Source organism: Lentzea sp. NPDC042327, from assembly GCF_040647275.1.
Classification (GTDB): domain Bacteria; phylum Actinomycetota; class Actinomycetes; order Mycobacteriales; family Pseudonocardiaceae; genus Lentzea.
This window is the reverse complement of sequence record NZ_JBEZBX010000016.1, coordinates 73,867-97,036: the sequence shown is the minus strand read 5'-3', so window position 1 is coordinate 97,036 and position 23,170 is coordinate 73,867. Positions and strand designations below refer to the sequence as shown.

21 protein-coding genes and 1 riboswitch are annotated in these 23,170 nt (G+C 71.7%); of the genes, 5 read left to right on the top strand and 16 right to left on the bottom strand.

What is annotated here, in order from left to right:
- Position 1: 1 nt before the first annotated feature.
- The 11 genes from AB0A63_RS32755 to AB0A63_RS32705 form a co-directional block, all read right to left on the bottom strand.
- Complete coding sequence (locus AB0A63_RS32755; RefSeq protein ID WP_360398057.1) at positions 2-415, bottom strand: hypothetical protein; 414 nt, start codon at positions 413-415, stop codon at positions 2-4.
- On the bottom strand, positions 412-1,659 hold the full coding sequence (locus AB0A63_RS32750) for an LPXTG cell wall anchor domain-containing protein (protein ID WP_360398055.1): 1,248 nt from the start codon (positions 1,657-1,659) through the stop codon (positions 412-414). Before AB0A63_RS32750 ends, AB0A63_RS32755 begins: the two co-directional genes overlap by 4 nt.
- Positions 1,660-1,694: 35 nt before the next feature.
- Positions 1,695-1,803: riboswitch (cobalamin riboswitch) on the bottom strand.
- A gap of 44 nt (positions 1,804-1,847) precedes the next feature.
- Positions 1,848-2,936, bottom strand: coding sequence for an FAD-dependent monooxygenase (locus tag AB0A63_RS32745; protein ID WP_360398053.1), 1,089 nt, complete (start codon positions 2,934-2,936; stop codon positions 1,848-1,850).
- Positions 2,937-3,038: 102 nt separating this feature from the next.
- A complete protein-coding gene (locus tag AB0A63_RS32740; RefSeq protein WP_360398051.1) occupies positions 3,039-5,192 on the bottom strand; it encodes a germacradienol/geosmin synthase in 2,154 nt (717 codons plus the stop codon).
- 336 nt (positions 5,193-5,528) lie between these two features.
- Complete coding sequence (locus AB0A63_RS32735; RefSeq protein WP_360398049.1) at positions 5,529-8,471, bottom strand: BTAD domain-containing putative transcriptional regulator; 2,943 nt, start codon at positions 8,469-8,471, stop codon at positions 5,529-5,531.
- Entirely contained in the window at positions 8,468-9,055 is a 588-nt protein-coding gene (locus tag AB0A63_RS32730; protein ID WP_360398047.1) for a nitroreductase family protein, read from the bottom strand. Before AB0A63_RS32730 ends, AB0A63_RS32735 begins: the two co-directional genes overlap by 4 nt.
- Positions 9,056-9,286: 231 nt before the next feature.
- A complete protein-coding gene (locus AB0A63_RS32725) occupies positions 9,287-9,862 on the bottom strand; it encodes a DUF742 domain-containing protein (protein ID WP_360398045.1) in 576 nt (191 codons plus the stop codon).
- Positions 9,859-10,257, bottom strand: a complete 399-nt coding sequence (locus AB0A63_RS32720) for a roadblock/LC7 domain-containing protein (protein ID WP_360398043.1) — start codon at positions 10,255-10,257, stop codon at positions 9,859-9,861. Before AB0A63_RS32720 ends, AB0A63_RS32725 begins: the two co-directional genes overlap by 4 nt.
- Complete coding sequence (locus AB0A63_RS32715; protein WP_360398041.1) at positions 10,254-12,353, bottom strand: nitrate- and nitrite sensing domain-containing protein; 2,100 nt, start codon at positions 12,351-12,353, stop codon at positions 10,254-10,256. The genes AB0A63_RS32720 and AB0A63_RS32715 overlap by 4 nt, the downstream gene beginning before the upstream one ends.
- 4 nt (positions 12,354-12,357) lie before the next feature.
- Positions 12,358-12,495, bottom strand: coding sequence for a hypothetical protein (locus tag AB0A63_RS32710; RefSeq protein ID WP_360398039.1), 138 nt, complete (start codon positions 12,493-12,495; stop codon positions 12,358-12,360).
- The gene (locus AB0A63_RS32705; RefSeq protein ID WP_360398037.1) at positions 12,492-13,952 is read right to left on the bottom strand and encodes an OFA family MFS transporter; all 1,461 of its coding nucleotides are present in this window, start codon (positions 13,950-13,952) and stop codon (positions 12,492-12,494) included. Before AB0A63_RS32705 ends, AB0A63_RS32710 begins: the two co-directional genes overlap by 4 nt.
- 155 nt (positions 13,953-14,107) lie before the next feature.
- Between AB0A63_RS32705 and AB0A63_RS32700 the strand changes: the two genes are divergently transcribed.
- On the top strand, positions 14,108-14,635 hold the full coding sequence (locus AB0A63_RS32700; protein ID WP_360398035.1) for a DUF485 domain-containing protein: 528 nt from the start codon (positions 14,108-14,110) through the stop codon (positions 14,633-14,635).
- Positions 14,636-14,638: 3 nt separating this feature from the next.
- Positions 14,639-16,219, top strand: coding sequence for a cation acetate symporter (locus AB0A63_RS32695; protein WP_360398033.1), 1,581 nt, complete (start codon positions 14,639-14,641; stop codon positions 16,217-16,219).
- Between the two features lie 59 nt (positions 16,220-16,278).
- On the opposite strand, the gene AB0A63_RS32690 is transcribed toward AB0A63_RS32695, so the two are convergent.
- From AB0A63_RS32690 to AB0A63_RS32675, 4 genes are all read right to left on the bottom strand, one after another.
- Positions 16,279-16,926 (bottom strand): response regulator transcription factor, encoded by a 648-nt coding sequence (locus AB0A63_RS32690; protein ID WP_360398031.1) that lies wholly within the window; start codon positions 16,924-16,926, stop codon positions 16,279-16,281.
- Positions 16,923-18,392, bottom strand: a complete 1,470-nt coding sequence (locus AB0A63_RS32685) for an ATP-binding protein (RefSeq protein WP_360398029.1) — start codon at positions 18,390-18,392, stop codon at positions 16,923-16,925. The genes AB0A63_RS32690 and AB0A63_RS32685 overlap by 4 nt, the downstream gene beginning before the upstream one ends.
- Before the next feature lie 8 nt (positions 18,393-18,400).
- Positions 18,401-18,892 (bottom strand): phosphatase PAP2 family protein, encoded by a 492-nt coding sequence (locus tag AB0A63_RS32680; protein WP_360398027.1) that lies wholly within the window; start codon positions 18,890-18,892, stop codon positions 18,401-18,403.
- 82 nt (positions 18,893-18,974) lie between these two features.
- The gene (locus tag AB0A63_RS32675; RefSeq protein ID WP_360398025.1) at positions 18,975-19,514 is read right to left on the bottom strand and encodes a DinB family protein; all 540 of its coding nucleotides are present in this window, start codon (positions 19,512-19,514) and stop codon (positions 18,975-18,977) included.
- Positions 19,515-19,570: 56 nt separating this feature from the next.
- Between AB0A63_RS32675 and AB0A63_RS32670 the strand changes: the two genes are divergently transcribed.
- From AB0A63_RS32670 to AB0A63_RS32660, 3 genes are all read left to right on the top strand, one after another.
- Positions 19,571-20,539 carry a prenyltransferase/squalene oxidase repeat-containing protein gene (locus tag AB0A63_RS32670; protein WP_360398023.1) on the top strand — a complete coding sequence of 323 codons (969 nt, stop codon included), beginning with the start codon at positions 19,571-19,573 and terminating at the stop codon, positions 20,537-20,539.
- The gene (locus tag AB0A63_RS32665) at positions 20,536-20,769 is read left to right on the top strand and encodes a hypothetical protein (protein WP_360398022.1); all 234 of its coding nucleotides are present in this window, start codon (positions 20,536-20,538) and stop codon (positions 20,767-20,769) included. Before AB0A63_RS32670 ends, AB0A63_RS32665 begins: the two co-directional genes overlap by 4 nt.
- A gap of 145 nt (positions 20,770-20,914) precedes the next feature.
- Positions 20,915-21,433, top strand: coding sequence for a DinB family protein (locus AB0A63_RS32660; RefSeq protein ID WP_360398020.1), 519 nt, complete (start codon positions 20,915-20,917; stop codon positions 21,431-21,433).
- Between the two features lie 81 nt (positions 21,434-21,514).
- Here AB0A63_RS32660 and AB0A63_RS32655 read toward each other — a convergent pair whose 3' ends face one another.
- Positions 21,515-23,095 carry a sulfatase-like hydrolase/transferase gene (locus AB0A63_RS32655; protein ID WP_360398018.1) on the bottom strand — a complete coding sequence of 527 codons (1,581 nt, stop codon included), beginning with the start codon at positions 23,093-23,095 and terminating at the stop codon, positions 21,515-21,517.
- Positions 23,096-23,170: the final 75 nt, after the last annotated feature.

Below are 23,170 nucleotides of genomic sequence, written 5' to 3'. Positions count from 1 at the left end.
GTCACGGGGTGGCGCCGGGGGCGGTGCCGGCACCGAACGCCCAGCCCTCGACGCTGCCGGGCGCCGGGTCGTAGCTGCCCGCACCCGCGGAGCTGTAGGCCCAGGAACCGCCGGGCGAGGCGTGCCAGTACGACCAGTAGGCGCTGGTCGTGGGCGCGGTGCACGGGTTCGGCAGCGCGTTGATCCGGCACACGAAACCGGCCTGGCGCGGCACGAACGAGTACGTGAAGCCCGCGCCGGTCAGCGCGGCGAGACCGGTGGCCGGGTCGCCGGGAGCGCAGCCGGTCTGGACGCCGCCGCCCAGCGCGGTGAAGTCCACCACGACCTTCACGCCCGCGCAGTCCGCGGCGGAGGCGGGTGCGACGACGAACGAGCTCGCGACCAGGGCGAGGACAGCGAGGATGCGGCGCATCACGCACCAACCTTCCGACGACGGGACACGAGGACGAGCACGGCGCCGGCGAGCAGCGCGGAGGAACCGAGCAGGGTCAGCGCGACGGCCTCCTCGGGGCCGGTCGCGGCGAGCCGCTGAGTGGCCGGGGGCGTCGGACCGGCCGGCGCGGGAGCGACCGGGGTGGCCGTCGACGAGGTGGTCACCGGAGCGGTCGTCGTCGGCGGCACGGTCGGCTGTGCGGTGGTCGACGGGGGCGTGGTGGTCGGCGGGGTCGCGCAGTCGACCGCGGGCACACCGGGCGTGGCACCGGCGAACGACACGTCGGCGAGGCCCTTGCGGGCCAGGCCGAGCATCGCCTGGGTGGTCGCGCGCACGGCGCCGTAGACCTCGAAACCCGTGCTGTCGTAGGCGATCGCGCCGCGAGCGGCCTCCGGTCCGGCACAGCCGACCTGCAACGACCGCAGGTACGCCACGGCCCGGTCCGCGGCCGCCGTCCGGCCACCCTCGACGAGCGCGCCGACCGCGAGGCCGGTGCTGTTGGCGTTCGAGCCCTGCAACGCCGACGGGAACCCGCCGTCCGCCTTCTGCTGCGCCACCAGCCAGTCCAGCGCCCGCGCGGACGCCGTCGGCTCCCCCGCCGCCTGCAACGCCTGCAGCACGATCGCCGTCGCGTCCACATCGGACTTGCAGACCGGCTGCCCGAACGAGATCGGGAACCCGCCGTCAGCGCACTGCGTGGACACCTGGAACGCGACCGGCTGCGCCACCGGCTGGTCGGCGCGGGTCAACACGATGATCGCCAGCGCCTGCGTGAACGCGTTGGTCTGGTCGTAGTCGGGGTCGGTGCGGTCGCGGTAGCGGCCGGACTCCTCCCGCAGCGCCGCAAGGCGTTCGAGCAGGTCGGCACCGGCGAACGCGTGCGGGTCGGTGCCCAGCGCCTGCGCGACCAGCGCGAGCTTCACCAGGCCACCGACGTAGGACTCGGCCTCGCCGTCGCCCGCGAAGTACTGGAACTGCTCGGGTTCGGCGAGCCACGCCGCGGCCCGCACCGCCGTCGACCGGCCGACACCGGCGGCCGCGAGCCCGTAGACGCCGTCCGCGGTCAGGCCGTGGTCGACGAGGTCCGGCCCCTTCACCAGGTGGTCGCCACCGACGAACTGGCCGGCCAGCCACGTTCCCGCTGACGGCGGCTCGGCCGCCTGAGCGGCCGGTGTCACGACGAGCGCGGCCGCTACCACTGCGGCCAGCGCGGATGTCCGGATCACTGCTCTTCCCCCTGCCCCGCTGTCCTCGACGGGTCGATGGAGCCACCGCGCGCCACGGGCATTCGGACTGTCACCGTTGCGGGTCAGCGCCGGAGTTCCACCGGCTTCCCCCGCGGCGTGCGGATGCTGTTGTCCACCCGATCGTGCGGGAGGGATCACCCCGAGTCAAATGGCTGTGAGCCGGGCCATCAGCGGCCGGGGAGCTGGAATGAGCTCACGACCGCGGCGAACTCCTCGGTCGGCTGCCCGCCGTTGGCCTGGTTCTTCAGCGCCATGTCCTGGTTGGCCGTCACGTACGGGCGCAGCAGCTCCTCGTAGCGCTGGAACGCGGTCTCGCGGTTCACGCTCAGCTCGCCGGCCAGCACGTACGCACCGACGAGCGCCAAGCTCGTGCCCTGACCGGACAACGGCGAACCGCAGTAGCCGGCGTCGCCGAGCAGCACGACGCCACCGCGCGACCAGGACGGCATCCGGACCTGCGCCATGGCGTCGAAGTGGAAGTCCGGCGCCTCCCACATGTGCTTGAGCGCGGTCTGCCACTCCCACCCGGCGTCGGCGAACTCCTCCGCCACCAGCCGCCGCTGGGCCTCGACGTCGCGGTGGTCGAAGTCCACCTCGCCGTAGAACCCCATGTAGACCCGGCACTCCGCGTTGGCGCGGGCGCTCATGACCCCGCCGCCGACGACCTCGCCCTGCTGGAACACCTGCCAGTGGTCGAGGCCCAGGAAGTTCGGCGCGGTGAACACGGCGAGGTTCGTGCCCAGGTGGCGGACGAACTGCGCCTCGGGACCGAACACGAGCCGCCGGACGTTCGAGTGCAGCCCGTCCGCGCCCACGACCACGTCGAAGTCCCGCGGGGCGGCCCGCTCGAACGTGACGCGGGTGCCGTCGATCGCGGTGATGGTGTCGTCGAAGAGGTACTCGACGCCCTCCACCGCGTCGAACAGCAGGCGGGCCAGGTCGTCGCGCATGACCTCGACGTCGGGGCTGGCGAGGTCGCCGCCGGTCAGCGTGTGCTCGGTGGAGCGGTGGAGCTCGGTGCCCTCCTCGTCGACCACGCTCATGCCGCGCATGCCCGTGGTCATGGACCGCAACCGGTCCCCCAGGCCCATCCGCTCCACCACGTCGAGCGCAGGACCGCGGACGTCGACGGCCTGGCCGCCGGGGCGCAGGCCGCGGTGGCGTTCGACGACGGTGACGTCGAAGCCGTGGTGGCGCAACCAGTAGGCCAGCGCCGGACCGCCGATGCTGGCGCCGGAGATGAGGACGTTCGTCATGGTGCTCCCCCTGTGGAGTGGCCGATGCGCACACCGTGGCGGGGTGCGCTGACCGGGGGCTGACCAACGGCTGTCAGTGGCTGACCGGGGCTGACCGGGGGCTCAGCCCGGCGTTCGGGAGGTGAGCCGGGCGGCCGCGGTGCCCAGACCGGTGGGACCGCGGTGGAAGACCGGGAGCCGGCCCACCGGCAGCGCGCCGGCCTCGTCGTACCGGCTGGTCTCCTCGTGCCAGTGGATGATCCCGGCGATCCAGTCCTTCAGCTCGTCGGCGTACCGCGTCAGGCCGGCCCGCGCACCGGCGTCCAGGGCCAGGTCGTCGAACATCTTCGGCAGGTCGGTCTCGACGGACCGCACGAACTGGCCGAGCCGGGCGTCCATCAGCGCGTAGGTCAGCTCGAAGGCACGGCTCTGCGGCACGCCGAGGAAGTTCTCGACGACGCGCACCATGTTGTGCACCTCGCCCTCGTGCTGGATCTCCTTGCGGTACGAGAAGACGTCGTTGAGCATCGTGCAGTAGTCCATGGCCGACCGCTCCATCGTCTGCACGACCCGCGTCTGCCACAGCTGCTCGGGAACGATCGCGGAGTGCGAGAAGCGGGACAGCGACGTCGTCAGCTCGGAGCCGAACGTGCTGCGCCGCATCTCCACGTAGTCCACGGGGTCCGGGATGCGGTTGTGGTGCATGTTGACCACCTCCCACACCCACGCGTCGAGCATGGCGTCGACGGTCTGGCGGAACGTGGCGCGGAAGGCCGGGTTCATCGGCGCCGCGGTCCGCTGCCAGAGCTCGGCCAGCGAGCGCTCCATCGCGTTGGCTGGCACCACGGTCTGCACGAGGTCGACCGGCATGCACGCCTTGAGGCGGGTGGTCTGCGTCTTCACGCCGAGCAGGTCGCGGGTCCGGCCGAACCACAGCGGGTAGGCGTCGTCGGCGTAGGTGCCCCAGGTGAGCCAGCAGCCGGACAAGTACAGCTCCTGCGCCGTGGCGTCCGGGTCGATGCCCGCCGAGCACAGCGGGAAGTCGAACCCGCGGACCTGGGCCTCGTCCCAGACGCCCTCACCGGTCATGCCCTGCTCGACCGCCCACGCGACCACCTGGTCGCGGGCCTGGTCCAGGTGCGGTGCCAGGGAGAGGGTGAACGGCACCTCGAACGCCGGCAGCGCGTACGGCTCGACGACCCTGGGCGTGCTGGAGAACTGCCGGAGCCGCTGCGGCAGGGTCTTGGCGAACGAGCCCAGGACGCCGAGCTGCGGCGGCGGACCGGAGTTCATGTACCGCGAGGACCGCAGGTGCCACTCGTGACCGCCCGCCTGCCAGTCCTGCAGGCCCTTCACGTAACCCAGGACGGCCGCGCGGCCGACGGGGTCGATGCCGTGCTCGTCGAGCAGGATCGGCACCTCGGTGAGCGCGGTGTGCTCGAACTGGTGCAGGCGCGAGGTCAGCAGGTCGTTGACGGCGTCCGCGGCGGCCTGGGTGGACAGGCCGAGGAACTTCTCGAACACCAGCACGCCGTTGGACAGCTCGCCCTCGTCGAGCACCTCGCGCTCGTAGGAGAACAGGTCGTTGCGCAGGTGCACGGCGTCGCTGAAGGTGTCGCGCAGCACGCCGATCGGCCGGGACAGCGCGATGCGCGCGGGCACCTCGAGGCCGACGGCGTGCTCGACGAGGTTCGCCGACCACGGTGCGCCACCGACCTTGCGGCGCATCTCCACGTACTCGATCGGGTTGGCGAGCCGGGCCGCGCTGATGTTGTGCAGCTCCCACATCGACTCGTCGAGCAGGTGCTTCGTGTTGGCGGCGAACCGCTCCCGCCAGTCGAGCGAGTGCCGGCCGACCGTGCGGCGCCACAGGTCGGCGAGGCCCTTCTCCACCGGGTTCGCCGGGTGTGCGGTGATGTGGCCGTCGACCGGCATGAACAGCGGCAACCGGTCGAGGTGGGCCTGCGCGCCCGGGACGTCCCTGGTGCGCTTGTACAGCTCGACGAAGTGGTCGTCGAAGTAGAAGACCCAGACGTACCAGTCGGTGATCAGGTCGAGCGCCTCCCCGTCGCAGTCGGGGTGCGTGTACGCGCAGAGCAGCGCGTAGTCGTGCGCTTCGAGGTCAGCGGCGGTCCAGATCACCGTGCCGTGCTGCGGCGCGTCGACCATGTCCATCTCGCACGCCCAGGCCCGCGTGTGGACGCGGGCGCGTTCGAGGTTCGGGTTCAGCCGGGCCGGGTGGGGCGTGTAGAACTCCGGCAGCTGGAACGGCTGCATGGGCGTGGGACCTCCGCGCGGTGGACGTGATGCCCCGAACGCAACCAGTCCGGTGCCCGACGGCGCCAGATGGTGCGACCTTGATCCACACTTTGGCGGTGGGACGTCGCCCGATCAGATCAACCGGACGTTCACGGCGCACACTCAGCGCACCACTGCGCGCACGCAGTCCCGTCACCACCGTTCCGCCGGGTGAGCCGGTGTGACCGCGGTGGGGACGAGGTGTGGGCGGTGCCGCGCACCCTCGGTGGCCACACCACCGAGGGGAGCCGGGAATGCGCAGGACGAGGGACGTCGTGGAGCAGTGGGTGGCCGTGGCGGTCGTGGCCGCGGCCGTCACCGCGCTGGTGCTGCTGGGGCTGTGGTTGTAGCAGCGGCGAGGAGCGCGCGGGCGACGGCGACCGCCCTGGGCTGGTTCAGGCCCTCGGCGGCGCGGACCGCCCGTTCCCCGAAGGCGACGGCGGTCCCGTGGTCGCCGAGCGCCGCGTGCAGCCGGCACAGCTGGCCCAGCACGCGGTCACCGGCCCAGTGGCGGCCGGACCGCGTGATCGCGTCCACGCACCACCGCGCGTACCGGACGGCGTCGTGCAGCCGTCCCTCGACCTCGGCCGCGATGGCCAGCGCGAACGACAGGCCGAGCTCGCCGTAGCCGTCCTCGGCGTCGGCCAGGCCGCGCAGCACCGCGTCGTCGTCGGCCAGCCCGGTTCCGGTGCGGCACAACGCCGCCGCCGTGCGTGCCATCTCCAGCGCCTTGGCCGGCCTGCCGAGCTCCAGCGCGGTGTGGGCGAAGTCGGTGCGCGCGAACGCCTCACCGCGCCAGTCGCCCGCCTCGTGGAACGCCGCGAGCGACAGCTCCAGGTGGGCGACGCACTCGTCGTCGTCGCCCAGGTTGTAGTGCACGAAGCTGATGTCCTGCAACGCCATCGCGGCCCGGTTGCGGTCGCCGTGCTCCTCCAGCAGCGCCAGCGCCGCCCTGATGTGCGTCATGGCCCGGTCGTTGTCGCCGCGCAGCGCGTGCATCACGCCGACGTGGTGCAGCGCGCTCGCCTCACCGGTGGGCGCACCTACCTGGCGCATCAGCTCCAGGCCGCGTTCGAAGTGCCCCTGTGCCGCGTCGAGGTCGTTCGCCTCCCGCGCGGTGATGCCGAGCAGCCCGAGGACCGAGGCCTCCCCGCGCACGTCACCGATCTGGCGCATGAGGTCGAGCGCCGCGTGCAGGTGCTCGGCCGGGTTGCCGCCGGGACGGGCGAAGTGCGCCCTGCCCAGGCCCTTCAACGCCTCCGCGCGGGCACGGAGGTCGCCGAGCTGGTACGCGGCGGCGAGCGCGAGGCTGTGCACCTCCACGCGGTCACGGCCGTGGCCGCGGTTCAGCAGGTACTGCGACAGGTGGTGCGGCAGCTGCCAGGCGTGCTCGTAGTGGCCCTGGTAGGCGGCCAGGTACACGGCGGCCCGCAGGTTGCGGCGCTCGGTGTCGAGCCACGCCGCGGCTTGGCGGGCGTTCGCGAGCGGCGGCGGGTCGAGCGGCGGGTACCGCACCGCCAGCGGGATCCGCGGGTTGCCGGGCGACATCAGGACCTCCGCCGCGGCGGCGTTGTGCAGGTAGTGGTCGAGGACGCGCACGACGCCCTCCTCCCGTTCGTCCGGGAGGACGCTCGCCTTCGCGTGGTCAGCCAGCAGGTCGTGGAAGCGGTAGCGGCCGTTGTCCCGTTGCTGCACCAGGTGTGCGTCGAGCAGCGCGTCCAGCAACCGTTCCGCGTCGGGCCGGGTCGTGCCGATCAGCGCGGCGGCGAGGGACGCGTCCCAGTCGTCGCCGGGGTGCAGCCCGAGCAGCCGGAACAACCGCTGCTGCTCGCCGGTGAGCTGGTCGTAGCTCATCGCGAACGCCTTCGCGACGCTGCGCTCCCCCGCCGCCAGCTCGGTCAGCCGCTGCTCGCCGAGCCGGCGCCTCAGGTCCTGCGCGGTCCACGCCGGTCGCGTCCGCCACCGCGCACCGGCGATCCGCACCGCCAGCGGCAGGCACCCGCACAGCCGGACGATCTCGCGGGCCGCCCGCGGGTCCTGGCCGGCGCGCGGGCCGACGATGCCCGTCAGCAGGTCCAGCGCGTCCTGCTCGGGCAGCACGTCCAGTGAGATCGTGCGGGCCGCGTCCAGGTCCACCAGCCGGTGCCGGCTCGTGACGAGCACCAGCCCGCTGCCCGGCAGCAGCGGCCGGACCTGCGCCGCGCTGACCGCGTTGTCCAGGACCACCAACGCCCTGCGGTGCGCCATCTCCGCACGCCACAGCGCCGCTCGCGCGTCCAGCTCGTCCGGGACGTCCCTCGCGGGCACCCCGAGGGCGGTCAGCAGCGCGTGCAACGCGTCCAGCGGCGTGCGCGGTTCGACGCCGTCGGTGTGCGAGTGCAGGTCCACGAACAGCTGCGCGTCCGGGAACCGGTCCTTGAGCCGGTGTGCCGCCCGCACCGCGAGCGTCGTCTTGCCGATGCCCGCCATGCCGTCGATCGCCGTGATCGCCACGCACCCCGGCGGCACCGCGGCGAGCACCCGGTCCAGGTCGTCCTGCCGTCCGGCGAAGTCCGCGATGTCGCCCGGCAGGTCGTTGCGCGCCCTGGGCCGGTTGTCCGCCCGCAGCACCTGCTGGTGCGCCTGCTGCAGCTCGGCGCCCGGATCGACGCCGAGCTCGTCGGCGAGCCTGCGGCGCACCTCCTCGTAGGCCCGCAACGCCTCGGCCGGCCGGCCGCTGCGGTGCAGGGCGTGCACGAGCTGGGCCCACATCCGTTCCCGCACCGGGTGCTGCCGGGTGAGCGCCCGCAGCTCCGGCACCAGCTGCTCGGGCCGGCCCCGGCGCAGGTCCCCCTCGATCCGCGCCTCCAGCGCCGCGAGGTGGGTCTCGACGAGCGCGGGCCCGTGGTCGCGTTCCAGCCGGTCGCTGCCGATGTCGGCGAACGGCCGCCCGCGCCACAGCCCCAGCGCCACCTCCGGTTCCGCGTGCCCGAACAGGTGCAGGTCGACCTCGGCGGGGTCGACGTCGAGCAGGTACCCGCCCGGTCGCGTCCTGATCAGCTCCGGGTCGCCGAGGTCCTCCCGCAGCCGTCCGATCGTCGTCTGCAGCGCGTTGCGGGTGCCGCCGACCAGGTCGACGAGCTCGTCCACCCCGACCACCTGCCGCACCCGCACCAGCAGCGCGGCCAGCACCACCCGGCGCTTGCCCGGTGGCACGTGCACGTGCCGTCCGCCGAGCACGACCTCCAGCGGCCCGAGCAGCCGGAACGCCGTCGTCACCCCCACTGCCCCCAGCGCACGACCTCCTCGAACGCCGAACGCTTCCGCGTCCGCGGCGACGCCCCCGGCGACACCTCGGTCTCCGCCGGGTGCCCGATGGCGATGGCTCCGATCGGCTCGTGCGTGTCCGGCACGCCGAACTCCGCCCGGAACGCCGGCCACTCCTCCCGCGGTATCCCGAAGAACACCGCGCCCAGTCCCTCGTCGACCGCGGTCTGCAGGATCAGCAGCGCCGCCATGCCGGTGTCGACGTGCCAGTACGGCACCGGCCAGTGGTCCTCGCTGCGGTCGGTCCAGCCCTTGTCCGGCTGCGCGTACCGGTCGAGGTAGGTGTCCTTGACCGACATCGGCACCACCAGCACCGGCGCGGCTTTCGTGTCGTCGGTGGCCCAGACCTGGCACCGCTCCCGGAACCGCCGCAGCGACTCCCCCTGCAGCACCAGGAACCCCTGCCCCTGCGAGAACCCGGCCGACGGCCCGCGCACCGCGTTGCGCATGATCCGCCGCAGGCTCTCGTCGCTGACCGGCTCGTCGGTGAACTTCCGCACCATGCGCCGCTTGCGCACGACGTCCTGGAACTCCACGGCCCCTCCCCACAGATCGCCCGGTCCCCCGACCGTAGCGGACCCCCTGCCCGCCCCCGCATCTGCAAGTACCACCAACTCAACATCAACCAGCACTTTTCTACTACCAACAGCGCTTCCGGCTCCCCGCCGCGCCCGGCCAGGTTCGGTGCACGGCGAACAAGTTGGTGGTAGTCAGCGGTGGTTTGATCAAGGGTTGGTGGTACTTGCAGATGCCGTCGGCAAGGAGGGTCAGAGGCGGCGCAGGCCGGCCAGCACGCGTTCCATCAGCGCGCCGTCGGGACGGTCGTCGCCGTACGACGACGCGGTGCGGTGCACGTCGATCAGGCCGTGGCCCGCCATGTCGCCGAGCAGCACCTTCGTGACGCCCAGGGGCAGGCCGCGCAGTGCGGCGATCTCCGCCACCGACCGCGGCTGCGAGCACAGCGCCAGCACCTCCTGGTGCTCCGGCCGGACCGCGGTCACCGACCGCTCGTTCACCGAGACCAGCGTCTCGATCTCGAGGTGCACCTCGGAGGTGGTCCGGCCACCGGTCCACGCGTAGGCGCGCACGATCGACGCCGACTCGATCGGCGGCAGCGGCGGCACCGGCTCGAACACCGTCGTGGCGTACGGGTCCGGCTGGGCGTACAGGTCGGGCCGGGGGAACACCGGCGGTGCGGGGCGGTCCGGTTCCTCGACCGGTTCGGGCGCGGGTTCCCGCTTGGCCCTGTGCTTGCGGCCACGGCGTCTGATCCGGTCGCTGTCCAGGCTGAAGCCGCTCATCAGGTCGCCGAAGCTGACCTGCTGATCGTCGTCGCCGCTCATGCCAGCTCTGCCCGCAGCTCCGGCGTGAGCAGCTGACCCACCTGCCGCACGACCACCGTCATCTCGTACGCGACCTGCGCGACGTCGCAGCCGGCGGCGGCGAGCACCGCGAGGACCGAGCCGTCGCTGATCGACATCAGCAGCATGACGCCGCGGTCCATCTGGACCACCGTGCGCACCACGGCCTCGCCCGCGAAGCACGAGGACGCGGACTCGGCGAGCGAGACGACGCCGGCGACGATCGCCGCGAACTGCTCGGCCGACTCCGGTGGGAGCTTCGAGGACGAGACCAGCACCAGGCCGTCGGCGGAGATCACCACCGCGTGCTCGATGCCGGGCGTGCGTTCGGCGAAGTTGGTGACCAGCCAGCCGAACTGGTCCACCTGCGTGCTCATCGACTCTCCTGCCGGTCGGGAAGGCCCTTCTGCACGCCGCGCTGGAAGGCGTCGAGGAAGCCTCGGGCCGACTCGGGCGTCTGGCGTGCGGGGGGCGGCGGGGTGCTCGCAGCGGGTGCGGCGAACCAGGACGCGTGCTGTCCAGGAACGCGCATGGGCGTCTGCAACGTCTGCTCCTCGATCGCCTCCCCGCGGAAAGACTCCCAGGACTCGTCCCGCCGTGGTGCCAGTTCGGCGGGAACCAACACGATCGCGCGAGTCCCCTTGCCTTGTTTCGCATCGAGACGTACCACGATCTGGTGGCGCGCCGCGAGCCTGCCGACGACGAAAAGTCCCATTTCGCGGAACACCTGCACGTCTGCGCCCTCGCCGGCGGCCTCCAACCGGCCGTTGACGGCACCCAGCGCCTCGGCGTCGAGGCCGATGCCCTGGTCGACGACGTCGATCTGCACGATGTCGCCGGCCTCGATGGACGCGCTGATGCTGACCCGGGTGTGCGGCGGCGAGAACGCCGTCGCGTTGTCGAGGAGCTCGGCGAGCAGGCGGACGAGGTCGCTCGCCACGTAGCCGACGACCTCGGCACCGGGCGCGGTGTGCACCACGACCCGCTGGTACTGCTCGATCTCCGCGGCCGCCGCGCGCAGCACGTCGGTCAGCGGGATCGGGCGGGTGAAGCGCCTGGCCACATCGCCACCGGAGAGCACCATCAGGTTCTCGTTGTTGCGGCGCATGCGGGTGGCCAGGTGGTCGAGCTTGAACAGGTTCGCGAGCTGCTCCGGGTCCTCCTCGAACTTCTCCAGCTCCTCCATCAGCCTGAGCTGGCGTTCCACGAGGCTCTGGCTGCGCCGCGAGAGGTTCACGAAGATGTTGCGCATGTTCGCGCGCAGACCGGCCTGCTCCACGAGCGAGCGGACGGCCTGCTGGTGCACCGCGTCGAACGCGCGCGCCACCTGGCCGAACTCCTCGGTCGTGTGCACCGGCACCGGTTCGACCTCGGTGGTGCCGCGCCCGGTCGCCACCATCTCCGGCAGCTTCTCCCAGGCCACGTCCAGCGCGGAGCGGCGCAGCGCGTTGAGCGAGCGCAGCAGGTAGCGGCCGACGACGAACCCGACGGTCGCGGCCAGGATGAGGCTCGCGAACAGCAGCGCCGACGCGGCACCCGCGGCGTCGCTGGTCTCGTCGCGCAGCCGGTTCGCGGTGTCGCGCAGGTCGGTCTGCAGGCCGCGGACGACGCCGTCGAGCGACTCGGCGACCGCCCCGGAGGCCTTCGTCCAGTCCGCGGCCGCGATCGGCAACGGCCTGGGCCGCGCGCCGCCGGACGCCGCGGAGTCCGAGGTCGGGTGCAGCAGCGCCGCGCTCAGCATCTTGCGGTGGGCCTCGATGTCGGGGCCGTTGAAGCCCTGCCAGTACGAGTTCAGCTGCTCCGGCGTCGCGAGCGCGGCGAACTGGCCGGCGATGTAGCTGAGCTTCACGTTCGACTCGACCAGCGACCGCACCTCGGCCTGCGCGAGCAGCCCGCGGTCCAGGCCCGACAGCACGACCGCCTGCTGGTAGAGGACCTCCTCCTGCACGTGGAGCGCGTGGTGCAGGCCCATCGCGGTCTTCGACAGCGCCGGGTCGCCGAAGTCGCTCGCGAGCACCTCGTCGACGTCAAGCATCGACTCGGTCAGCGAGGTGTACTCCTTGACCGCGGCCGGCACGTCGGAGGTCTGCTCCCGCAGCGCGGGCAGCCGGGCGACCTTGGCCTCGACGTCGTTCATGCGCGCGGTGACGACCTCGCTGAGCGAGGCCTTCCCGATCGCGGTGCGCAACGCCTCCCGTGCGTCGTCGGTGCGGCGGACCTGGTCCCGCAGGACGTCCTGGCCGCCGCCTTCCGCGACGACCCGCCGTTCCGCCTGGACGCCTTCGACGACCGGGATCAGCGCGGTGCGAACCTTCTCCAGCCGCTGCAGTGCGGCGTAGGAGTCGGCCCGCTCCATGTGCGACTGGATCTGCAGGACGCCGGAGACCACCGCGATGGTGACCGGGACGATCAACACCGCGGCGAGCTTCACCGGCAGGCGCCAGTTGCGCCAGTTGACGAGCGTGGTGAACATCGGCTCAGACGAAGAGCTTCGCCGCGTTCAGGAAGAGGCGGTACAGCCCGTAGGCGAGTGGGATGCCCACCCACAGCCACGCGCCGACCAGCAACAGCAGCTGCGACTTCTCCCCTTGGGCAGAGTTCACTTCCGCGCTCACTTCTGCACCACGCCTTCCGACTTGTCCGCGTCTTCGGCCTTCTCGGCGGCGGTGTCCGCAGCCTCGGCCTCGTTCCACCTGGCCACGGTGGTCTGGTCACCTGCCGCGTCCCCGGTGGCCGGCACCGCGGCCGCGGCCTTCGGCTCGTGGAACCTCGGGTCGACCGGGCGGATCAGCTCGTTCGCGACGAAACCGACGACCAGCAGGCCGATCATGATGTAGAACGACGTCGCGTACAAGTCCGGTCCGGTGTGGCCGGCCTTCTTGCCCGCGTCCGCGATGGCGTTGACGATCAGCGGCCCGAGCACGCCTGCCACCGACCACGCGGTGAGCAGGCGGCCGTGGATCGCGCCGACCTGGTAGGTGCCGAAGAGGTCGCGCAGGTAGGCGGGGACGGTCGCGAAGCCCGCGCCGTAGAACGACAGGATCACCATCGCGCCGATCACGAACAGCGGGACGCTGGTCGAGCCCATGGTCAGCAGCAGCAGGTACAGCAGCGCGCCGACGCCCAGGTAGAGGCGGTAGATGTTCTTGCGCCCCACCAGGTCCGAGGTGGACGACCAGACGATCCGGCCGGCCATGTTCGCGGCGCTGAGCAGCGCGACGAAACCGGTGGCGGCCGCCGTGGCGACCGGCGTGGACGACTCCTTGAAGAAGTCGACCAGCATGGGCGCGGCCTTCTCCAGGATGCCGATGCCCGCGGTGACGTTGAAGCACAGCACGACCCAGAGCAGCCAGAACTGCGGCGTCTTGATCGCGTTGTTCGCCGAGACGTTGTGGGGGACGACCGCCTTCGGCCGGTCCTTCGCCAGCTCGGCCTTCGCCGCCTCGAACTCCTTGGAGGGCAGGCGGATCAGCAGCACGCCGACGGTCATGAAGACCGCGTAGGCGATGCCGTGGACCAGGAAGGCCTTGCCGATGCCCGAGGTCGAGGTGTTGCCGAACGCGGTGAGCATGGAGGTCGACCACGGGGAGGCGATCAGCGCTCCACCGCCGAAGCCCATGATCGCGATGCCGGTCGCCATGCCCGGCCGGTCGGGGAACCACTTGATCAGCGTCGAGACCGGCGAGATGTACCCGATGCCGAGGCCGATGCCGCCCACGAGGCCGTAGCCGGCCACGACGACCCAGTACTGGCCGGCCCACACGCCGGCGGCCGAGATCAGCAGGCCGGAGCAGAAGCACACCAGCGACATGAACATCGCCCAGCGCGGTCCGCGGCGCTCCACGGTCGTGCCGAGCACCGCGGCCGACAGGCCCAGCATCACGATGCCGAGCTGGAAGGGCAGGGCGCTCTGCGTCCCGGTGATGCCCAGCGATTTCTCCAGCGGCGTCTTGAAGACGCTCCAGGCGTAGGCCTGGCCAATGGAGAGGTGAATCGCGAGAGCCGCGGGCGGAACGAGCCAGCGGTTCCAACCGGGAGGCGCGATCGTGCGTTCGCGCGCTAAGAACCCCACTTTATCCCCAACCGTCACGAAAACGCGGACCGGACGATCCTAGGCCAGCCGCACACGTGCGACAACGGTCCGAACCAGTCGCGGTGATGTTGCGCATCTCGCAGCTCCGGTGCTGCCGAACCAGAAGATCCCTGCTGGACAACCATTTGAGACGAATGGACCTGTCCGATTTTGTCCTGTTCCCGGTACTCGCGCAGCTCCCAGCGGCGTTGACTGGACACGTGCGGGCGCTAGAGTGTGCCCGCACGCAGGAGGGGCGGGAACAGATGACCAAGGCGATGTGGTCGCCTGGCGAAACACAGCACGGACAACCGGAAATCAGGGGTTTCGCGTCGTTCGACGACCCCGAGGCCTTGTCGTACGTCGATTCGAACGGCAAACCGAACTTCGCGCTGATTCAACAGAGCGATGAATTCCGGACCCTGCGCCGCCGGCTCACGACGTTCATCTTCCCGATGACCGCTTTGTTCCTGGCTTCGTACCTGACGTTCGTGCTGCTGTCCGCGTATGCGAAGGACTTCGTCAGCACGAAGGTCATCGGAGTGATCAACCTCGGGATCCTGCTGGGTCTCGGCCAGTTCGTCGTGTCCATCGTCATCACGCTCTCCTACGCGCGTTACGCCAAACGGAGGCTGGACCCGCAGCGCAGGCTGCTCGCCGAGAAGACCGGCGTCGAGGAGTAAGGCATGCCCACCACCGGCAACCCGGTGCTGAACCTCAGCGTCTTCGCGGTGTTCGTCCTGATCACCCTCTACATCGTCTACCGCTTCAGCAGCCGCAACGTGACGGCGTCGGACTACTACGCCGCGGGCAGCTCGTTCACCGGCGCGCAGAACGGCGTGGCGCTGTCGGGCGACTTCCTGTCCGCCGCGTCGTTCCTCGGCATCTCCGGCGGCATCGCGGCGCACGGCTACGACGGCTTCCTGTACTCCGTCGGCTGGGTCGTCGCGTGGCTCGTCGGCCTGCTGCTGATCGCGGAGGGCCTGCGCAACACCGGCCGCTTCACCGTCGGCGACGTGCTGGCGTTCCGGATGCGGCAGCGCCCGGTCCGCGCGGCGGCGGCGAACGCGACGCTGGTGATCTCGTTCTTCTACATGATCGCGCAGATGGCGGGCGCGGGCGGCCTGATCGCGTTGCTGCTCAACGTGTCCTCGAAGTGGGGCCAGGCGCTGCTGATCGCGGTCGTCGGCATGGTCATGGTGCTCTACGTGCTGGTCGGCGGCATGAAGGGCACGACGTGGGTGCAGATCATCAAAGCCGTCCTGCTGCTGCTCTGCGTGACGCTGATGAGCGTCTTCCTGCTCGGCAAGTTCGGCTTCAGCCTGTCCGCGATCATGGAGCAGGCCACCGAGCACAACGAGCTCGGGGCGGCGGTGCTCGACCCCGGCGCCAAGTACGGCTTCAGCGCGATGTCCAAACTGGACTTCGTGTCGCTGGCGCTGTCACTGGTGCTCGGCATCGCGTCGCTGCCGCACGTGCTGATGCGCTTCTACACCGTGCCGAACGCCGCCGAGGCGCGCCGTTCCGTGGTGTGGGCGACCTGGACGATGGTCATCTTCTACCTGTGCACGCTGGTGATCGGCTTCGGCGCGATGGCACTGGTGGGCACCGACAAGATCGCCGCGGCACCGGGCGGTGAGAACTCGGCGGCGCCGCTGCTCGCGTTCGAGATCGGTGGCGCGGTGCTGCTCGGCATCGTGTCGGCCGTGGCGTTCGCGACGATCCTCGCGGTGGTCGCCGGTCTGACCCTCGCGGCGTCGGCCTCGTTCGCGCACGACGTGTACGCCAACGTGATCAAGCGCGGCAACGTGGAACCGCGCCGCGAGATCAAGGTCGCCCGCCTCACCGCCGTGGTGGTCGGCGTGCTGTCGATCATCGGTGGCATCGCGGCGAACGGCCAGAACGTGGCGTTCCTGGTGTCGCTGGCACTGGCGCTGGCGGCGTCGGCGAACCTGTCGACGATCCTCTACACGATCTTCTGGCGGCGCTTCAACACCACCGGCACGCTGTGGAGCATCTACGGCGGCCTCGGGTCGTGCCTGGTGCTCATCATCTTCTCGCCGGTGATGTCCGGTGCGAAGACGTCGATCTTCCCGGACGTCGACTTCGCGTGGTTCCCGCTCGGCAACCCCGGCCTGGTGTCGATCCCGTTCTCGTTCCTGTGCGGGTTCCTGGCGACGATCTTCTCGAAGCGGGAGCCGGAGAACGCGGCACTGGCCGCGGAGATGGAAGTCCGCGCCATCTCCGGCATCGGCGCCCGCACCTGACCTTTTCCGGCGTCTGCAAGTACCGCCAACTGCGAGTTGGTGGTACTTGCAGATGCCGGTCAGGCAGGGATGATGCCGGACTCGTGGGCGATGATCGCGGCCTGCACGCGGTTGCGGACGCCCAGCTGCCGGAAGATCGTGCTGACGTAGACCTTCACGGTGCCCTCCACGACGTGCAGGCGGGACGCGATCTCGGCGTTGGACAGGCCGGCGCCGAGCAGGCCGAGCACCTCGCGTTCGCGGGCGGTGAGGACCTCGATGCGCTGCTGCGCCAGGGGTCGCGGGTGCGCGCGGGAGAGGCGGTCGACGACCCGCTTGGCCACCAGCGGCGACAGGTACGCGCCCCCGCTCGCGACCGCCCGCACACCGGCGATGATCTCCTGCGGATCACCGGTCTTGAGCACGAACCCGGCCGCGCCCTCCCCCAGCGCCCTGCTGATGTACGCGTCGTCGGCGAACGTGGTCAGCACCAGCGTCTTCGTGCCGGGGTGGCACTCGCGGACCACCTTCGCCGCGTCCAGCCCGTCGAACACCGGCATGCGGATGTCGAGCACGGCCACGTCCGGCCGGTGGCGGGCCACGAGGTCGATCGCCTGGCTGCCGTTCTCCGCCTCCGCGACCACCTCGACGTCCCCGGCGGTCGCGAGCACGGCCTTCACGCCGAACCTGACCACCGGCTCGTCGTCCGCGAGCACGACCCTGATCAACCGCTCCTCCTCGCGAGCCACAGCTTGGACACGAGCCGATCATCCCGGAAGCACAGCTGGTGCAGGTCGTGGCGGTCGCCGTCGAACGGGTTGGGGTGCGTGCTGTAGTAGCGGCAGTCGGTGCCCGGCGGTGCGGTGACGCCGAGCGGGTTGTCGACGCGGGTGCGCAGCGGCAGGTCCAGGTCGTCCTCGCGCTGCCCCGGCTGGGCGCGGTCGAACTGCTGCGGGGTGAGCACGGACGTCGCCGCGTCGAACACCATGTAGCCCGGCACGCCGATCGCGATGCCCGCGCACACCACCGACGTGATCAGCACGGTTCGGCGGGCGGTCCGGCGGATCTCCTCCTCCGTGCGTTCACGGCGCACGTGCGTGGGCGTGGTGCGGGCGCGCGGGCGTTCCGGGAGCTTCGCCCTGACCTCGAACCCGCCGTCGTCCGACGGGCCCGCCTCGAACCAGCCGCCGACGAGCGCGACCCGTTCGGCGAGGCCCACCAGGCCCTTGCCGCTGCCGACGGCCTGCGTCCGCGGCGCGGGACCGTTCGTGACGCGCAGCTCCAGGTTCGCGGTGAGGCGCACGCTGACGTCGGCGCCGGGGGCGTGCTTGATCACGTTCGTCAGCGCCTCGGCGACGACGCGGTGCACGGTCCGCGCGATGATCCCGTCCAGCGGCTCGGTGCGGTCGTTGACGAGCGCCACCCGCAGGCCGGAGCGGCTGACGACCTCCTCGACCGACGTGACCGGTTCGTCCGCGTCGGCGCGCAGCACCTGCATGACGTCCGCGAGGCGTTCCGCGGCGGCGGTGACGCTGGCCCGCGCGGTCCTGGCGGCCTCGCGTTGTTGTTGTGACAGCGCCGGTTCCAGCTCCAGCGCACCGACGAGCAGTGCGGCTCTGGCCAGTTCGTGGCCCACGAGGTCGTGCATCTCACCGGCCAGGCGCGCGCGTTCGGCGTTACGGGCGTTCTCGGCGTCGCGTTCCAGCAACGCGGCGTGCTCCCAGCCGACCTCCTGCAGCTCGGCGTACCGGCGGCGGAACCGCCCGAACGCCCACGGCACCACGCCCAGGACGCCGATGCCGGACGTGACGGCGAGGGCGGTGTCGGAGCCACCGCGGTCGACCAGCGCCACGACCACACCGATGACCTCCGCGACGGTCAGCGTGATCGCGCCGACCCGCGGGTCACGCGCGTACCGGCCGGCGAAGAAGCTGGTGGCCGCGAGCGCGGGGGCCAGCGCGAGGACACCGGTGGCGCTGTCGAGCTCGACGCGCACGAGGTAGCAGACCAGCCACGCGCTGAGCGCCGAGCCCAGCGCGACAGCGGGTCTGCGGCGCACCGCGGCGAACGCCGCCGCGAGCACCGCGAGGTAGAGCAGGACCTCCCACCCGGCGAGGCGCCCGGCCCTGGTGGTCACGCCCGCCGCGACCACCGGCAGCGCCGCGCACACCCACAGGACCAGCCTCAGCCACACGGGGCCCATCATCCCAGCCGGCTCATCACCACGGTCGGCGCGTCGTCGGGCAGTACCCGCCGCTTCGGCAGCACCCTGGTCAGCAGCACCGCGATCCCCCACGACACCAGCGCACCGAGGGTCAGCCCGGCCAGCACGTCGTGCACGTAGTGGACACCCACGACCACCCGCGACGCCGCCGCTGCCAGCGCGCACACCGCCGCGACCCAGCCCAGCGCGCGGTGCATGGCCCAGATCGCCATCGCCGCCGCACCCGCGATCACCGAGTGGTTGCTGGGGAACGACCAGTCGCCCACCTCGGGGCACTCCGCGAGCGACGGCCTGGTCCGGCACGGCCGGTCCTCGCGCACCAGCAGCTTGACCACCTCGCTGACCGCGTAGGCCAGCACCACCCCCGCTCCGGCCAGGACGGCCCGCAACCGGAAGCGGAACCACAGGAACGCGAACATCAGAGCGAACACACCGAGCACCGCGTCGGTGCCCACAGTCAGCCAAGTCACCCGGTCGAACCTACGAAGCCCGGCGCCCGCGCACCTCTGGCGTTCGGAACCGGTGCACCTTAACTTTCGGCAAGGGTGGCCGTCAGCGCGTCTGCGCCGCCATGCGCTCCACCAAGGCGAAGTACTCCGGCGGGTTGCCGGCGCCGGTGCGGCCGTCGACCAGCTCGCGCACGACGTCGCAGTGCCCGGCGTGGTGGGCGGTCTCCGAGACCACGCGGACCAGCAGGTGCCCGAACGTGGTCTGCCGCTTGTGCTCGGCCCACCACGGCACGGAGGCGGGTGCGTCCAGCGGCAGCGCGGCGATCGCCTCGTCGGTGTGGCGCCAGGCCGTGCGGTAGAGGTCGAGCAGGTACTCGCGGGTCTCGTCCGGTTTCGCCCACATGTCGGCGCCCTCCCAGATCGAACCGTCCTCGACCCACGGCAGCACGACCGGAGCGGGCCTGCCCACGCAGTCGCCGAGGTAGCCGAGCTCGATGCCGGCCAGGTGCTTGACGAGGCCGAGCAGGTTGGTGCCGCTGGGCACGAGCGGGCGGCGCACGTCGTACTCGGCCAGTCCGTCCAAAGAGGACACCACGGAGTCGCGGGTCTGCTGGAGGTAGTGGCGCAGGTCGTCGGCGATCATGCGACGAGTCTCGCAAAACCCGCCGGTGGGGCGCAGCGGGATGAGAGTGTCGGTGCGTGCAGAAACTCATCGTCGCCGCCGTCGTCGGCGTCTCGCTCGTCACCGCCGTCCCGGCCCACGCCGGCACCGCCCACCGCGTCGACGCCGCCGCGGGGTGGCTGGCCGCGCAACTGGTGGACGGCGAGCGGCTGGAGACCGACTTCGGTGGCGTGAAGTACCCGGACCAGGGCCTGACGATCGACGCGGTGCTCGCGTTCTCGGCCGCCCGCTCGGCCGACGGCCACGCCGACCGGGCCATCGCGTGGCTCGCGAAGCCCGAGATCGCCGGCGCCTACCTCGGCACGGACGGCGAGGCGTACGCCGGTGCGCACGCCAAGCTCGCCGTCGCCGCACGGGTGAAGGGCAAGGACCCGCGGGCGTTCGCCGGGCGTGACCTGCTCGCCGGGCTCACGGCCTTGCAGGCGCCCTCCGGCCGCTACACCGACCGGTCGCAGTTCGGCGACTTCTCCAACGCGTTCACGCAGTCGTACGGGGTCATCGCGCTGAAGGACGGCAAGGCCGCCGGGTACCTCGCGGCGAGCCAGTGCCCCGACGGCGGGTTCCCGGTGGCGTTCGAGACCTCGCCGTGCGTCAGCGACGTGGACGCGACCGCGATCGTCGTCCAGGCCCTGCGCTCGACCGGCAAGCCCACCGGCAGCGCCCTGACGTGGCTGCGGGGCCGGCAGCAGGCCGACGGCGGGTTCCCGAGCGCCCAGTCCGGTTCCAACGCCAACAGCACGGGCCTCGCCGCCCAGGTGCTGTCCGGTCAGAGCGCGGCGAAGGCCCGCGCGTACCTGCGGTCGCTGCAGGTCGGCTGCTCGGCACCGGTCGCGGACCGGGGCGCGATCGCGTTCGACTCGACCGGTTTCACCCCGGCGACGGCGACCCGTGCGACCGCCCAGGCCGTGCTCGGGCTGACCGGCGCGAACCTCGCCACGCTGCGCGGCGGCGGCCGGGACACGGCCGTGCGGCTGCACTGCCGATGAGTTTGCGGGTCCCGATCACCGGAAACCACCAGGGCATGACCGAACCCCAGCAGTTCACGACGCCCGAGGGCGGTGGCGAGCCCGTCGACGACGAGCCGGACGCGGTCGCGGTCGCGGCGGGCGAGGGCGGCCACGTCACCGCGCCCGAGGAGACCGCCATGCACGTCGAGGAGACCGAGGAGGGCGGCGGCCGGGTCGATCGCCCGGACGACGGTTACCTGAACCGGTGAACCACCGACGGTGACGACCACGTCGCCGCCCTGTCGCTCGAACGCCGCTCAAGTTCCGCTTGAGCGGCGTTCGTCTAGGACACAAGCTGACCTCAAGTGGTCATAGAGTCCTTCGTGTCGGACAAACGAGCGAAGGACACAGGCGATGACCACCACCGAGATCCTCACCGGCGAACGCGCGGACCTGCTCGAGAGCCTGCGGCAGCACCGCTGGTTCCTGACGTTCACCGCGCAGGGCCTCACCGATGAGCAGGCGGCGTCCAGCCCGACGGCCAGCGCGCTGTGCATCGGCGGCCTGATCAAGCACGTCGCGACGGTCGAGGAGAGCTGGGTCCGGTTCATCGAGCACGGCACGTCGGCCATGGAGGTCGACCACGAGTCGACGGACTACGAGAACCACGCCGCGAACTTCCGGATGGCGCCGGGCGAGACGCTGGAGGGCGTCCTGGCCCGCTACCAGGAGGTCGCGGCCTACACCGACCGGCTCGTCGAGACGGTCGACCTCGACCTGACGCACGCGCTGCCCACGGCGCCGTGGTTCCCCGAGGGCGCGACCCGGTCGGCGCGGCGGGTGCTGGTGCACATCGTCGCCGAGACCGCGCAGCACGCCGGCCACGCGGACATCATCCGCGAGACCATCGACGGCCAGAAGACGATGGGCTGAGCACGACGGTCCGGGGGACGACGGTCCGGGCTCGCGGTCGGCGCCGCGGCCCGGAGGAGCTCGGGTCCGGGCGCACCCCGGCTACGCCTCCGGCGGGGAGAACGTCGAGAGGAACTGGTCGCGGAAGTCGCTCATCCGCGACACCGGTGCCGTCGCGCCCGGACGGAGCCCGTCGTCCCACCCCCACTCCCCGACCCGCTCCAGCACGGCCGGGTCCCTGGCGACGACCGTGACCGGCACGTCCTTCGAGGCGCCCTCACCGGTCACCACCTGCGCGGGCTGGTGGTCGCCGAGGAACACGAACACCAGGTCGTCATCGCCGTAGCGCTCCAGGTAGGACACGACCGACTCCAGCGAGTACGACACCGAGTGCGCGTAGTCGGCGCGCACCGCGGCCGGGTCTCGGCCGAAGATCGACTCGGGCGGGTCGTCCGAGGCGGGCATGCCGGCGTAGACGGCGCCGTCGCCGAGGCGGTCCCAGTCGACGAGGTCCGGTGTGGGCGACCAGGGTGCGTGCGAGGACACCAGCGGGATCGCGGCCATCACCGGGCCCTGCCGCTTCCCGCGGACGTTGCGCTGGAACGACTCCAGCGTGAACTGGTCCGGTGTGGTCGCGTACCCGAAGCGCGGGCCGGTGTAGCCGAGGTCCTGCGCCGCGTAGACCTCGTCGTAGTGGAAGAAGCCGCCCTCCGGCCACGCCTGCGTGATGCCCGGCACGACGCCGGCCGAGTGCCACGACGCCTCGCGGAACGCGCGCGGCAGCGTGAGCCGGTCGCTCGCCACGAGGTTGCGGTAGCGCTGCTGGTTGTCGATCCACAGCCCGGACAGCAGCGTCGCCTGCGCCATCCAGCTGCCGCCGCCCGCGGTCGGCGAGGTCAGGTAGGCCGACTTCGCCGTGTACCCGCGGGCGTTCAGCCGTGCGCCGCCGTCGGCGAGCTTCGCGGCCACGTCGGGCAGGTCCAGCGCCGACTTGCCGTAGCTCTCCACGAAGGTGAACACGACGTCCTTGCCCTGCAACGCCGACAGCAGTCCCTGGCGGCCGCGGAACGCGTCGACCGCGGCCTCCCTCGCGAACACGTCCTGGTCGCGCAGCCCCGCCTGGAAGCGCCGCGCGTGGTCGGCCACCGAGGTCGCCGCCGCGTCGGAGTAGACCGGGACTCCCGGCACCGCAAGGGAAACGCACCCCACGACGGCGAGCGCGACGACCCGGACGACGACCGGGCGCCGTCCGGCGGCCACCGATCCCAGGCGCTGCACGGACATCGCGGCCAGCACCACGATCCCGGCGACCAGCGCGACCGCGAGCGCCACGGCCAGCACCGAGGCGAAGCGGCCGAACGTCACGTCCACGAAGTCGACCGCGGGCACCAGCAGCGGCCAGTCGAGCACGAGGTCGAACGGCCGGTACAGCACCGCGTCGAACCCGATGTCCATGACCTTCACGACGGTGAAGAGCCCCAGCGCCACACCGAGGACGAGCGCGGCGGGCCGGCGGAACCGGTCCGGCAGCAGCACGAGCAGCAGCACGCCGACGAGACCTTCGAGCGGCACCCGCAGGAACGCCTCGACCGTGAACCTCTCCAGGTCGCTCGGTGCGATGAGCACGAACAACACGAACAACCCCGCCAGCACCGTGGCCGTCCGCCGCAACACCGTCCGCACCGAGTTTCCCCTTTCCCTGCTCCTGGGTTAAACGCGGCGCGACCCCGGACCGGTTCAACTGCACTAGCATCGGAT